The organism is Streptomyces sp. NPDC051183 (assembly GCF_040682455.1).
In the GTDB taxonomy this organism is placed as follows: Bacteria; Actinomycetota; Actinomycetes; order Streptomycetales; family Streptomycetaceae; genus Streptomyces.
This window is the reverse complement of record NZ_JBFBBA010000002.1, coordinates 171,775-184,797: the sequence shown is the minus strand read 5'-3', so window position 1 is coordinate 184,797 and position 13,023 is coordinate 171,775. Positions and strand designations below refer to the sequence as shown.

General features: G+C 72.1%; 11 protein-coding genes and 1 tRNA gene. 10 read left to right on the top strand and 2 right to left on the bottom strand.

The window, feature by feature from the left end:
- Positions 1-214: 214 nt before the first annotated feature.
- Positions 215-1,720 (bottom strand): potassium/proton antiporter, encoded by a 1,506-nt coding sequence (locus AB0M99_RS02785; RefSeq protein WP_365916915.1) that lies wholly within the window; start codon positions 1,718-1,720, stop codon positions 215-217.
- Between the two features lie 231 nt (positions 1,721-1,951).
- On the opposite strand from AB0M99_RS02785, the gene AB0M99_RS02780 reads away from it, so the two are divergent.
- A complete protein-coding gene (locus AB0M99_RS02780; RefSeq protein ID WP_365916808.1) occupies positions 1,952-4,789 on the top strand; it encodes a penicillin acylase family protein in 2,838 nt (945 codons plus the stop codon).
- Here AB0M99_RS02780 and AB0M99_RS02775 read toward each other — a convergent pair.
- Positions 4,786-5,406: a 5-formyltetrahydrofolate cyclo-ligase gene (locus tag AB0M99_RS02775; RefSeq protein ID WP_365916806.1), complete on the bottom strand. Its 621-nt coding sequence runs from the start codon at positions 5,404-5,406 to the stop codon at positions 4,786-4,788. The two genes, AB0M99_RS02780 and AB0M99_RS02775, sit on opposite strands and share 4 nt — an antisense overlap.
- Before the next feature lie 94 nt (positions 5,407-5,500).
- Between AB0M99_RS02775 and galU the strand changes: the two genes are divergently transcribed.
- The 9 genes from galU (at position 5,501) to AB0M99_RS02730 (ending at position 13,020) form a co-directional block, all read left to right on the top strand.
- A complete protein-coding gene (galU, locus tag AB0M99_RS02770; RefSeq protein ID WP_365916804.1) occupies positions 5,501-6,403 on the top strand; it encodes a UTP--glucose-1-phosphate uridylyltransferase GalU in 903 nt (300 codons plus the stop codon).
- Positions 6,404-6,407: 4 nt separating this feature from the next.
- On the top strand, positions 6,408-7,748 hold the full coding sequence (gene glp / locus AB0M99_RS02765) for a gephyrin-like molybdotransferase Glp (RefSeq protein ID WP_365916802.1): 1,341 nt from the start codon (positions 6,408-6,410) through the stop codon (positions 7,746-7,748).
- Positions 7,749-7,820: 72 nt separating this feature from the next.
- Complete coding sequence (gene moaC / locus AB0M99_RS02760; protein WP_365916800.1) at positions 7,821-8,300, top strand: cyclic pyranopterin monophosphate synthase MoaC; 480 nt, start codon at positions 7,821-7,823, stop codon at positions 8,298-8,300.
- 134 nt (positions 8,301-8,434) lie between these two features.
- On the top strand, positions 8,435-8,938 hold the full coding sequence (locus AB0M99_RS02755) for a MogA/MoaB family molybdenum cofactor biosynthesis protein (protein WP_365916914.1): 504 nt from the start codon (positions 8,435-8,437) through the stop codon (positions 8,936-8,938).
- A 17-nt stretch (positions 8,939-8,955) separates the two neighbouring features.
- On the top strand, positions 8,956-9,564 hold the full coding sequence (locus AB0M99_RS02750) for a GNAT family protein (protein WP_365916798.1): 609 nt from the start codon (positions 8,956-8,958) through the stop codon (positions 9,562-9,564).
- A 158-nt stretch (positions 9,565-9,722) separates the two neighbouring features.
- Complete coding sequence (locus tag AB0M99_RS02745; protein ID WP_365916795.1) at positions 9,723-10,733, top strand: hypothetical protein; 1,011 nt, start codon at positions 9,723-9,725, stop codon at positions 10,731-10,733.
- Positions 10,734-10,811: 78 nt separating this feature from the next.
- Positions 10,812-10,885: transfer RNA gene (locus tag AB0M99_RS02740), tRNA-Ala, on the top strand.
- Positions 10,886-11,204: 319 nt separating this feature from the next.
- Complete coding sequence (locus tag AB0M99_RS02735) at positions 11,205-11,669, top strand: hypothetical protein (protein WP_365916793.1); 465 nt, start codon at positions 11,205-11,207, stop codon at positions 11,667-11,669.
- A 31-nt stretch (positions 11,670-11,700) separates the two neighbouring features.
- Positions 11,701-13,020 carry a CoA transferase gene (locus AB0M99_RS02730; RefSeq protein ID WP_365916791.1) on the top strand — a complete coding sequence of 440 codons (1,320 nt, stop codon included), beginning with the start codon at positions 11,701-11,703 and terminating at the stop codon, positions 13,018-13,020.
- The last annotated feature ends 3 nt before the right edge of the window (positions 13,021-13,023 follow it).

The following is a 13,023-nucleotide window of genomic DNA, read 5'->3' as shown; positions in this document are numbered from 1 at the left end:
GGCCGCTTTGCGGTCGCGCCAGCTCTGCGTCAGGCAGAGTTGGTTCGATGTGGTGTGCCTTTATCGTACAGGCAGACCCGCTCTCACGCCCTGTGATTCCGGTGACAAGGCATGTCTTCACCTGCGATTAACTGGAACTTCGCATTCCAGGACCCGTTAAACGAGGGCAAATCTGGACATATTCCGTCGAATTTGGCTGAATTAGAACGCGGCTCTAAGTGGCGGCATCCGTTCCCAGCCACCCCGCCAGCTTGCCGCCCCGCGCCACCGCCCGCAGCCGGGCCTCGGCCGCGTCCCGCACCGGATCGGTGGCCACCACCAGCAGCTCGTCCCCGCGCCGCAGCACCGTGGACGGCAGCGGTACGAAGCTCTTCGCGTCCCGCACCACCAGCGTGACGGAAGCCCCCGGCGGCAGCCGCAGCTCGCTCACCTCGACGCCGTGCATCCGCGAGGCCGCCGGGATCGCGAAGGACAGCAGGTGTCCGCGCAGCTTCTCCAGCGGCGCCGACTCGATCCCCAGGTCCGAGGCGGCCTCGTCGGTGTCGCCGAGCTTCAGCTTGCGCGCCAGCCACGGCAGGGTCGGCCCCTGCACCAGGGTGTAGACGACGACCAGCACGAAGACGATGTTGAAGACCCGCTCGCTGCCCTCGATCCCGGACACCATGGGGATGGTCGCCAGGATGATGGGCACGGCTCCGCGCAGGCCGGCCCACGACATGAGCGCCTGTTCCTGCCAGGGCAGCCGGAACGGCAGCAGGGAGACGAAGACCTCCAGCGGCCGCGCCACCATCGTGAGCACCAGGCCGATGATCACGGCGGGCCAGAAGTCGTTGACCAGCTCGTGCGGGGTGACCAGCAGCCCCAGCAGTACGAACATGCCGATCTGGGCGATCCAGCCGAGCCCGTCCGCGAACCCGCGCGTGGCCGGCCAGTGCGGCAGCTTCGCGTTCCCGAGGACCATCGCCGCCAGGTAGACGGCGAGGAAGCCGGAGCCGTGGGCCATCGCGCCGGCCGCGTACGCGGTGATGGCGATGGCCATGACGGCGATCGGGTAGAGGCCCGAGGCGGGCAGTGCCACGTGCCGCAGGCCGTACGAGCCCAGGAAGCCCACCGCCAGGCCGATCGCGGCGCCGATCGACAGCTCCAGCGCGATCTTGCCGAGCAGGACGTACCAGTCGTCCACCGGTCCGACCGTCGAGAAGGCCACCACCAGGATGACGACGGGGGCGTCGTTGAAGCCGGACTCGGCCTCCAGCACGCCCGTCACCCGTGCGGGCAGCGGCACCTTGCGCAGTACGGAGAAGACGGCCGCGGCGTCGGTCGAGGAGACGACCGCGCCGATCAGCAGGGCCTGGCGCCACTCCAGTCCGACCAGGTAGTGCGCGCCCGCCGCCGTCACGCCCACGCTGACCGCGACGCCCACCAGTGACAGCACGATCGCCGCCGGGAGGGCCGGTTTGATCTCTTTCCACTTGGTGCCCAGACCACCCTCGGCGAGGATCACGACGAGCGCGGCATAACCGATGACCTGCGTCAGCTCGGCGTTGTCGAACACGACGTTGCCGATGCCGTCCTGGCCTATCGCGATGCCTATGCCGAGGTAGATGAGCAGGCTGGGCAGACCGCTTCGCGAGGAGACGCGCACCGCCGCGACGGCGACGAGCAGCACGAGCGAGCAGACCAGCAGAAGCTCATTGAGCGTGTGGACGGTCAGCGGTATGCCCTTTCCTCAAAGCGCGGCCGGCGGATCGTTCCGCCTGGCGGCACATTCGGCAAGTACTTCGTTACCTTACCTAATCTTTGACGCTCTCTTTACGCGATAACCACATTGTGAAACGACTGTTCGACCCTGGCACGGGCAGCTCGACCCCTGGCGGATCAACGAACCCGGTCCTGCGCCTATGGTTGCTCCCAGCACTCCCAGGACCACCCTGCCCCTCTAAGGACAGCGATGCCCGCCAACGAAACCGTCCCTTCCGTCAAGAAGAAGGGACGACGCGCCCGTCTGATCGTGCTCGTGCTGGTCCTGGCGCTCGTCGCGGGCCTCGGCTACGGGGCGTACTGGAGCCTGGACAGCCTGCGCGCCTCGTACCCCCAGGCCACCGGCTCCCTCAAGGTCCCCGGCCTGGCCGGGACCGTGGACGTCAAGCGCGACTCCCACGGCATTCCGCAGCTCTACGCCGACAGCGACGAGGACCTCTTCCGCGCCCAGGGCTTCGTCCACGCGCAGGACCGGTTCTGGGAGATGGACGTACGCCGCCACATGACCTCCGGGCGGCTGTCCGAGATGTTCGGCTCCGGCCAGGTCGAGACCGACGCCTTCCTGCGCACGCTGGGCTGGCGCCAGGTCGCGCAGCAGGAGTACGACACCAAGCTCGCGCCGGAGACGAAGAAGTACCTGCAGGCCTACGCCGACGGGGTCAACGCGTACCTGAAGGGGAAGTCCGGCAAGGACCTCTCCGTCGAGCACGCCGCCCTCAAGCTCACCGAGAGCTACGAGCCCGAGCAGTGGACCCCGGTGGACTCGGTGGCCTGGCTCAAGGCGATGGCGTGGGACCTGCGCGGCAACATGCAGGACGAGATCGACCGCGCGCTGATGGCGGGCAAGCTCTCGCAGGCGCAGATCGACGACCTGTACCCGCCGTACCCCTACGACCGGAACAAGCCGATCGTCGAGGGCGGCAAGACCGAGGGCGGCAAGTACACCCCCCAGCCCGGCGGCGGCTCCGGCTCCAACCCGGGCGCCCAGGGCGGCAAGGGCAGCACCCCGCTCTCCGCGAGCGGCTCCACCGAGAGCGGCCTCGCCGGCAACGCCACCGCCCAGGGCGCGACCGTGGGCCTGCGCACGCAGATGAGCGCCCTCGCCGACACCCTCGACCGGATCCCCGCGATCCTCGGCCCGAACGGCAGCGGCATCGGATCGAACTCCTGGGTGATCTCCGGCAGGTACACGACCACCGGCAAGCCGCTGCTCGCGAACGACCCGCACCTCTCCCCGCAGCTGCCCTCGGTCTGGTACCAGATGGGCCTGCACTGCCGGACCGCCTCGGCCCAGTGCCAGTACGACGTGAGCGGCTTCACCTTCTCCGGCATGCCGGGCGTGGTCATCGGCCACAACGCCGACATCGCCTGGGGCATGACCAACCTCGGCGCCGACGTCACCGACCTCTACCTGGAGCAGGTCAAGCCCGAGGGCTACGTCTACGACAACAAGGTGCTCCCCTTCACCACCCGTGAAGAGGAGATCAAGGTCGCCGGCGGCAACAGCAAGAAGATCACCGTCCGCACCACCAACAACGGCCCGCTGATCTCCGACCGCAGCGAGGAGCTCGCCACGGTCGGCGCCCGCGCCCCCGTCGCCAGCTCGGCCCCCGACCGCGGTGACGGCTACGCCGTCGCCCTGCGCTGGACGGCACTGGACCCCGGCAAGTCGATGGACGCGGTCTTCAAGATCAACCGGGCCAAGGACTTCAACAGCTTCCGCGCCGCCGCCCGCGACTTCGAGGTCCCGTCGCAGAACCTGATCTACGCCGACAACAAGGGCCCGACCGGCAACATCGGCTACCAGGCACCGGGCCGCATCCCGATCCGCACCACGGGCGACGGCCGCATGCCGGCCCCCGGCTGGGACTCCAAGTACGCCTGGAAGGGCGGCAAGGACGGCAACGCCGGCTACGTCCCGCAGGACGAGATGCCCTGGGACCTCAACCCGGCCCGCGGCTACATCGTCACCGCCAACCAGGCGGTCGCGGAGCCCGGCGCCGGCCCGGGCAAGTACCCGTACCTGCTGACCACCGACTGGGGCTACGGCGCCCGCAGCCAGCGGATCAACGACCTCATCGAGGCGAAGATCAAGGACAGCGGCAAGATCTCCACCGACGACATGCGCACCATGCAGATGGACAACAGCAGCGAGATCGCCGCGCTGCTGACCCCGATGCTGGCCAAGATCGAGGTCTCGGACCCGGACGTGCGGTCCGCGCAGAAGCTCCTGGAGGGCTGGAACTACACCCAGGAGCCCGACTCGGCGGCCGCCGCCTACTTCAACGCGGTCTGGCGCAACATCCTCAAGCTGTCCTTCGGCGACAAGATGCCCAAGGAACTGCGCATCGAGGGCAGCTGCATGAACGTGCGCGGCAACGGCACCGGCCCCGCCGACGACCTCGCCAAGACCGTCCGCGAATGCGGCACCCGCGGCCCCGACTCGGCGCAGCCCGACGGCGGCGACCGCTGGTTCGAGGTGGTCCGCCGGCTGGTCAAGGACGAGAAGTCGCCGTGGTGGAGCTCGCCCAAGAAGGGCCTGACCGTCCCGGCCACCACGACCCGCGACGAGCTCTTCGCCCGGGCCATGGAGGACGCCCGCTGGGAGCTGACCGCCAAGCTCGGCAAGGACCAGTCCACCTGGAGCTGGGGCCGGCTGCACCAGCTGACGCTGAAGAACCAGACCATCGGCACCGAGGGCCCCGGCTTCATGCAGTGGCTCCTCAACCGCGGCCCCTGGAACCTCGGCGGCGGCGAGGCCACCGTCAACGCGACCGGCTGGAACGCCTCCAGCGGGTACGCGGTCACCTGGGTCCCGTCGATGCGGATGGTCGTCAACCTCAACGACCTCGACAAGTCCCGCTGGATCAACCTGACGGGCGCCTCGGGGCACGCGTACCACGACAACTACACGGACCAGACGACCATGTGGGCCAAGGGCGAGCTGCTGGACTGGCCCTTCGGCAAGGACGCGGTCGACAAGGCCACGACCGAGACGCTGACCCTCAAGCCGGCCGACTCGGACTAGCCGAAGCGCACCACCCCCGACGGGGTGGCCACCGCCTGGACGGGGTGGTCGTGCGGTTCCTCCGGGACCCGCGCGACCACCTCTTCGTCATAGAGGAGCACCACCAGCGCGGGGTGCGCCCCGGCCCGCTCCAGCCGCTCCAGCACCCGGTCGTACGAGCCCCCGCCGCGGCCGAGCCGCATCCCGCGCCGGTCCACGGCGAGCCCGGGCAGCAGCACGGCGTCGGCGCCGGTCACCGCGTCGGGCCCCAGCCGCGGGCCCGCCGGCTCCAGCAGCCGCATCTTCCCCGGGTGCGCGGTCTCGGCGAGGCTGCCCGGGCCCTCGTACGCCGCCCAGTCGAGGTCGTTGTCGGGCAGCAGCACGGGCAGCAGCACCCGCTTCCCGGCATCGCGCAGCGCGTCCAGCAGCTCGTGCGTCCCGGGTTCGCCGCCCACGGAGACGTACGCCGCCACCGTGCGGGCGCCGGCCAGCTCCGGCAGCGCGAGGGCGGAGCGGGAGAGCGCGCGGGCCGACGTACGGCGGGCGTCGTCGGACAAGGAGCGGCGGGCGGCGAGGAGTTCCCGGCGCAGCTCCGCCTTGGCACCGGGCGTGGGACGGGTGGGGCGGTTCTCTACCACAGCTCTTTCACAGTTCCTTCCATACAGGCTTCAACCTGGACTTATTCACCTGAATCTCATGGGGCAGTCCTGGCGACCGACTATCGTTCTGCCCATGACTCAGTTGCACCCCGTGATCAAAAAGGCTGTCATTCCGGCGGCCGGCCTCGGCACCCGCTTCCTCCCGGCGACCAAGGCCACCCCCAAGGAAATGCTCCCGGTCGTGGACAAGCCGGCCATCCAGTACGTGGTCGAGGAAGCAGTCTCGGCCGGTCTGGACGACGTCCTGATGATCACAGGCCGTAACAAGCGCGCTCTGGAAGACCACTTCGACCGGAACTACGAGCTCGAGTCGGCGCTCATCGCCAAGGGCGACGACGACCGCCTGAAGAAGGTCCAGGAGTCCAGCGACCTGGCCACCATGCACTACGTCCGCCAGGGCGACCCGCGCGGCCTCGGCCACGCGGTGCTGTGCGCCGAGCCGCACGTCGGTGCCGAGCCCTTCGCCGTCCTGCTCGGCGACGACCTCATCGACCCGCGCGACCCGCTGCTGCGGCAGATGTGCGAGATCCAGCAGCGCACCGGCGGCACCGTCGTCGCGCTCATGGAGGTCGACCCGGCCCAGGTGCACCTCTACGGCTGCGCCGCCGTCGAAGCCACGGACGAGACGGACGTCGTCCGGATCACCGGTCTCGTCGAGAAGCCGGACGCGGCCGACGCGCCCAGCAACTACGCCGTCATCGGACGCTATGTCCTCAACCCCGCGATCTTCGACATACTGCGTGAGACCGAGCCGGGCCGCGGTGGGGAGATCCAGCTCACCGACGCCCTGCAGAAGCTTGCCGCGGACGAGACCGTCGGCGGCCCGGTGCACGGCGTGGTCTTCCGGGGCCGTCGCTACGACACCGGAGACCGCGGGGACTACCTGCGGGCCATCGTCCGCCTCGCGTGCGAGCGTGAGGACCTGGGCCCGGACTTCCGCACCTGGCTTCACCGTTACGTCACGGAGGAGATGTAGGACCTTGAGCAGTTCCGCACCGCAGGACACCGACCAGCACCGACTGTGGTCCGTGGACGAGCACCTCGCGGACGTCCTCGCCGCCGTCCGGCCGCTGGAGCCCATCGAGCTCCAGCTGCTCGACGCCCAGGGCTGTGTCCTGGTCGAGGATGTCACCGTGCCCGTCGCCCTCCCGCCCTTCGACAACAGCTCCATGGACGGCTACGCCGTCCGTACGGCCGATGTCCAGGGCGCGAGCGAGGAGTTCCCCGCGGTGCTGACGGTCATCGGGGACATCGCGGCGGGCAGCGGCGAGCTGCCCACCGTCGGCCCCGGCCAGGCCGCCCGCATCATGACCGGTGCCCCACTGCCGCCCGGCGCGGAAGCCGTCGTACCGGTCGAGTGGACCGACGGCGGTACGGGCGGCGGCGCGGCCTCGGGGATGACCCCCGCCAGCGCCGCCCCCGAGGGCGCGGCCGGCGAGGTACGGGTGCACCGCCCCGCCGAGGCGCGGGCGCACGTCCGGGCGCGCGGCAGCGACGTACAGGCCGGGGACCTCGCGCTGGCCGCGGGCACCGTCCTGGGCCCGCCGCAGATCGCGCTGCTCGCCGCCATCGGGCGGGGCGCCGTACGGGTGCGCCCGCGCCCGCGCGTCGTCGTCATGTCCACCGGCAGCGAGCTGGTCCAGCCGGGTGAGGCACTGGGCGCCGGGGCGATCTACGACTCCAACAGCTTCGCGCTGGCCGCGGCCGCGCGGGACGCCGGGGCCATCGCCTACCGCGTCGGCGCCGTCGCGGACGACGCCGACACCCTGCGCGCCACCATCGAGGACCAGCTGATCCGCGCGGACCTGCTGGTGACCACGGGCGGCGTCAGCGTCGGCGCGTACGACGTGGTCAAGGAGGCGCTCACCGCGGTCTCCACCGGATCCGAGGACGTGGACGGCGCGGGGATCGACTTCCGCAAGCTCGCCATGCAGCCCGGCAAGCCGCAGGGCTTCGGCACCATCGGCCCCGACCACACCCCGCTGCTGGCCCTGCCCGGCAACCCCGTCTCCTCCTACGTCTCCTTCGAGCTGTTCGTGCGCCCCGCGATCCGGGCGCTCATGGGCCTGCCGCACACCGAGGTCAGCCGGCCGAGCGTGCGCGCGGTGTTCGAGGCGGACAAGGCGATCGGCTCCCCGGCGGGCCGCCGGCAGTTCCTGCGCGGCAAGTACGACGCCGAGAGCGGCACGGTCAGCCCGGTCGGCGGGTCGGGCTCGCACCTGATCGCCGCGCTGGCGCACGCCGACTCGCTGATGGTCGTACCGGAGGACGTCACCTCGGTGGAGCCGGGGACCGAGCTGGAAGTGGTCCTGATCGGCTGACGCCCGGCGGATGCGGGTAGCGTGTGTCGCACCACACAGGCCCTCGCGGGGCCCAGAGCGGAGCGGCACAGCATGAGTACCGAGAGCAGGCTCACCCACATCGACGAGGCCGGCGCGGCCCGGATGGTCGACGTCTCCGAGAAGGCCGTCACCACGCGCACGGCGCGGGCCAGCGGACGGGTACTCGTCTCCGCCCGGGTGATCGAACTGCTGCGCGGCGAGGGCGTCCCCAAGGGCGATGCCCTCGCCACCGCGCGGATCGCCGGGATCATGGGTGCGAAGCGGACCCCCGACCTGATCCCGCTGTGCCACCCGCTGGCCGTGTCCGGCGTGAAGGTGGACCTGTCGGTCGTGGACGACGCCGTCGAGATCCTCGCCACCGTGAAGACGGCAGACCGGACGGGCGTCGAGATGGAGGCGCTGACCGCCGTCGCCGTCGCCGGGCTCACCGTGATCGACATGGTGAAGGCCGTCGACAAGGGCGCGGTCATCACGGACGTGCGGGTCGAGGAGAAGACGGGCGGCAAGTCCGGCGACTGGGCGCGCTCGTGAACGCCCCCCGCGGCGGCGAGGTCCACAGCCACAGCCACGGCCACGCCCCGGCTCACTCCGGTGCGGCGGCCGCGCCGCCCGCCACGGGCGAGGCCTGGGCGGCGCACGCCCCCGAGGCCGGCGCACCGGCGGAGCTGCGCGCCCTGGTGGTCACGGCCTCCAACCGCGCCTCCAGGGGCGTGTACGCGGACCGGGGCGGGCCGGTGCTCGCCGAGGGGCTGGGCGCGCTCGGCTTCGCGGTGGACGGCCCGCGCGTCGTCCCGGACGGGGATCCCGTCGAGGAGGCGCTGCGCGAGGGCGTGGCCGCCGGGTACGACGTCATCCTCACCACCGGCGGCACCGGCATCTCGCCGACCGACCGCACCCCGGACGCCACCGCGCGGGTGCTGGACTACGAGATCCCGGGCATCCCGCAGGCCATCCGCGCCGAGTCCCTGGCGAAGGTGCCGACCGCGGCGCTGTCCCGGGGCCTCGCGGGCGTGGCCGGGCACACCCTGATCGTGAACCTCCCGGGCTCGACGGGCGGGGTCCGCGACGGCCTCGCCGTGCTCTCCCGCGTCCTGCTGCACGCCGTGGACCAGATCCGGGGCGGCGATCACCCCGTACCGCCCGGCAGACATTCCGGGAGCCCGAGCTGAACGGGCCTTCCTGGCCGGTGGTGCTGACGGACGGCGATGTCACGCTCCGGCCGATAAAGCTGCGGGACCAGGCCGCCTGGCGCGAGGTCAACCGCCGCAACCGCGACTGGTTGCGGCCGTGGGAGGCGACGATCCCGCCGCCCGCGCCCTGGGGGCCGGTGATCCAGCGGCCCACGTACCGCCAGATGGTCCGCCACCTGAGGGCGGAGGCGAACGCGGGGCGCATGCTCCCCTTCGTCATCGAGTACCAGGGCAGGCTCGTCGGCCAGCTGACGGTCGCCGGGATCACCTGGGGCTCGATGTGCGCGGGCCACGTCGGCTACTGGGTGGACCGCGAGGTGGCGGGCCGCGGCGTGATGCCCACCGCGGTCGCGCTGGCCGTGGACCACTGCTTCGCGAAGGTGGGCCTGCACCGGATGGAGGTGTGCATCCGCCCGGAGAACGGGCCGAGCCGGCGGGTCGTGGAGAAGCTCGGCTTCCGCGAGGAGGGGCTGCGGCCGCGCTACCTGCACATCGACGGCGCGTGGCGCGACCACCTCGTGTACGCGCTCACGGTGGAGGAGGTGCCGGAGGGGCTGTTGCGCCGCTGGCACCGCGACCGGCACCCGAACTCGCCGCCCAAATGAAAAAGCGAATATCTGTTCGAATTTGAGCGTTCGGGAACCGATTCGCCCATAACTTGATCCGAAGAATCACAAAAAAAGTCCGTGATATCAGCCGGATCGTGCGACACACCGGCTCAATTGGCGGATTCCCTCGGCCGCGCCCCTCTACGGTGTGAGGTGTGAGCAGCAGCGGCCTCATCTACGCAGTCATTGTCGGGGCCTGGGCCGCCTACTTGGTGCCCATGTGGCTCCGGAGGCAGGACGAGCTGAACGAAGCCCGTCCGACGGAACGCTTCTCCACTGCCATCCGGCTGCTGTCCGGCCGGGCGGGAATGGAGCGCCGTTACGCCAAGGGACTGCGCGGGCGCGGTGACGAAGAGGCACAGCCCCAGCCCCCCGCGGACCCGGACGCCGCGACGGAAACGGTGAATTCCGTGGACGCCGACGCCCGGGCCATCGCCGTGCCCCCGACCAGGGCGGAGCCGAGATCGGCCGCCTCCGAGCGGGCGGACCGGGCGGAGCGGGCCCGGCGCGAGCAGCGCCTCCAGGTGCTCGCGCGCCGTCGGCGCACCACCGCGCTCCTCTTCCTGATCTTCACGCTCGGCGCCGTCGCGGCGGCCGTCGGCGGGCTGCAGTACCTGTGGGCCCCGGCCGTGCCGGCCGTGCTGCTGAGCGCGTACATCGTGCACCTGCGGGTCCAGGAGCGCAGGCGCTACGAGTTCACCATGGACCGGCGGCGCGCCGAGGCGGCCGCCCGCCAGCTGCGCGAGAACCGCCCGCGCCGGCGGGAGCCCGAGGCCGAGGCCGGCGCCGAACCGGACCCCGCGCCACCGGTCTCCCCGCAGGAGGCCGGGCGCCGCGCGCTGGTCGAGCAGACCGACCACGCCGAGTGGGTGGACCAGCAGCGCGAACGCGGCCGCGGCCCGGCCCGCGGTGACAGCTGGGAGCCGGTACCGGTCCCGCTGCCGACGTACGTGACGGCCCCGGTCGCCCCGCGCGCCACCGGCCCCGCGGCCCCGGACGCCTGGAGCGCGGCCCGTTCCAGCACGGCGGAGCCGACGGAACCCCGCCTGCGCGCCCAGCCGCACCCCCAGCAGCCCCCGTCCCGCCCCCGCACCCGCGATGCGGCACGTACGCCGCTGTTCGACCAGTACGAGGGCGAGGACCGCCCCCGCGCGGCGAACGAGTGATCGGTGACCTGCACGGACGCTCCTGACTATCGGTTTTGGAGCACCCGCGCGGGGATGCTAATGTTTCACACGTCGCAAGGGCCTGTGGCGCAGTCTGGTAGCGCACCTCGTTCGCATCGAGGGGGTCTGGGGTTCAAATCCCCACAGGTCCACAGACGACAGTTCGCGAGTAGCTCTCGTGAACGTCACGAGATCCCGTCCGGTCGAAAGACCGGGCGGGATCTCTGCGTTTCCGGGGTCCGCCCGTATTGCTGCCCGAACGCGGGCCGAGCCCAGGGCGATTGCAGTACGGAAGAACTTCCCGCGGGGCCGGCCGGGCAGTGAGCCGTCTCGGTGTGCGGGCGGTCCGGAGCTGTTCTATGTTGGGTTGGTGCCGATGTGTCCGGCCCGCTTCCGCGGGGCCGACTGCGGAACGCCCGTGCGGTGCCCGGATCTTGCGGCACCCGGGCCACCCCACCCTTGGAGCGTCCGGTGACCACCCTGCGCGCAATTCCCGTCGTACCCCGCAAGGGCAACTCCCGCCGCCGCCTGGTGGCCTGCGGCCTGGTCGGCGGCATCATCGCCGTCGGAAGCATCGGCACCGCCGCCGGCACCGCCACCGCCGTCTCCGGTCGCCCCGTCCACGCGCTGCCGACCGTGGAGACGCCCACCCCCGAGGCGCCGGAGCCGAGCCCCTACGGAGAGGGCACCTGCCTCGACGGGACCCTCCCCGATTCCACGACCCCCGCGCCCGTCTCCAACAAGGAGGTCCCCTGCTCCTCGCCCGACGCCCACTACCTCGTCATCCAGCGCATCTCGAACACCACCGATCTGGACCGCTGCGAGGACAACCCCAGGAGCGAGTACAAGTTCTCGTACAGCTACACGGTCGGGGGCGTTCCCGTGAAGCAGTACGTCTACTGCCTCGTCGGCCTCGGCAGTTACGCCCGCCCCTGAGCGGCTGCGGGGCGCGCTCCACAATGGACCCATGACGGTTGACGACGGTGGGACCGCGCAGGCTTGGGCCGCGTTGGGCGGGGTGGACGGAGCGGTGGGGCGGGTGTCCTACCGGGGTGGGAGCGGGCTCGGGGAGGGGCCGTTGCCCGTGCGGGAGTTGGCGCGCGCGACCGTCGGGGTGTGCGCGCTGGCCGCGGCGGAGCTGGCCGCGGTGCGGGGCGGCGGCGGGGTGCAGGACGTGGGCCCGGTGGTGGTCGACGAAGGGGCCGTCGCGACGGCCTTCGTCAGCGAGCGGCACCTGCGGGTCGGGGGACGGGCGCCGGTGAACTTCGCCCCGCTGTCGGGGTTCTGGCGGGCGGCCGACGGGTGGGTGCGCACGCACGCGAACTACCCGCACCACGAGGCGGCCCTGGTACGGGCGTTGGGAGTGCCCGCCACCCCCGATGCGGTCGCGGACGCGGTGGCGGCGCGGCCGGCCGTGGAGGTGCAGGAGGCGGTGTACGCGGCCGGCGGGCTCGCCGTCACGGTCGCCGCGGAGTACGGGGAGCCGCAGCCGCTGGTGGAGACGCGGGTGGGGGAGGGGCGCGGCCGGGTCCTGGGCCCGGCTGCGCTTCCGGCCGCCGGGGTGCGGGTGCTGGACCTGACCCGGGTCATCGCCGGGCCGGTGGCCACGCGGACGCTCGGGCTGCTCGGCGCGGACGTGCTGCGGATCGACTCGCCGGGGCTGCCGGAGGCGGACGACGCGTACGCGGACACCGGGTTCGGGAAGCGGTCCGCGCTGCTGGACCTGGCCGACGGGGCGGACCGGGCCGTCTTCGAGGGGCTGCTGGCCGGGGCGGACGTGGTGGTGACGGGGTACCGGCCGGGGGCGCTGGAGCGGTACGGGCTCGGGGCGCGGGAGCTGCTGGCGCGCCGGCCCGGGCTGGTGGTGGCGGAGCTGTGCGCGTGGGGGTGGCACGGGGAGTGGGCCGGGCGGCGGGGCTTCGACTCGCTGGTGCAGGCCGGGTACGGCGTGGCCGCCCGGTACGCGGGCCCGGACGGGGTGCCGGGCGCGCTGCCGGCGCAGGCCCTCGACCACGGTACGGGGTACCTCGTGGCGGCCGGGGTGCTGAGGGCCCTCGCCGAGGGGGGCGGGCGGTCGCTGCGGTACTCCCTCGCCGGGACGGCGTCGTGGCTCGTGCGGGACGTTCCGGGGGCAGGCGCGGCCGAACCGGGGTACGCGGCGGAGCCGTGGCTCCGGGAGGTGCGGTCCGGGTACGGCGGGCTGCGGTACGCCGCCTCGCCGGTGCCCTTCGGGGAGTGGGGGCGGGGCCCGTCCCGCTGGGGTTCGGACCCCGCTGCCTGGCTCTGACCC

Coding starts and splice junctions, on each gene's coding strand:
- AB0M99_RS02780 (WP_365916808.1), top strand. CDS start 1,952: ATGCCCGCCAACGAAACCGTCCCTTCCGTCAAGAAGAAGGGACGACGC.
- galU (WP_365916804.1), top strand. CDS start 5,501: ATGACTCAGTTGCACCCCGTGATCAAAAAGGCTGTCATTCCGGCGGCC.
- moaC (WP_365916800.1), top strand. CDS start 7,821: ATGAGTACCGAGAGCAGGCTCACCCACATCGACGAGGCCGGCGCGGCC.
- AB0M99_RS02730 (WP_365916791.1), top strand. CDS start 11,701: ATGACGGTTGACGACGGTGGGACCGCGCAGGCTTGGGCCGCGTTGGGC.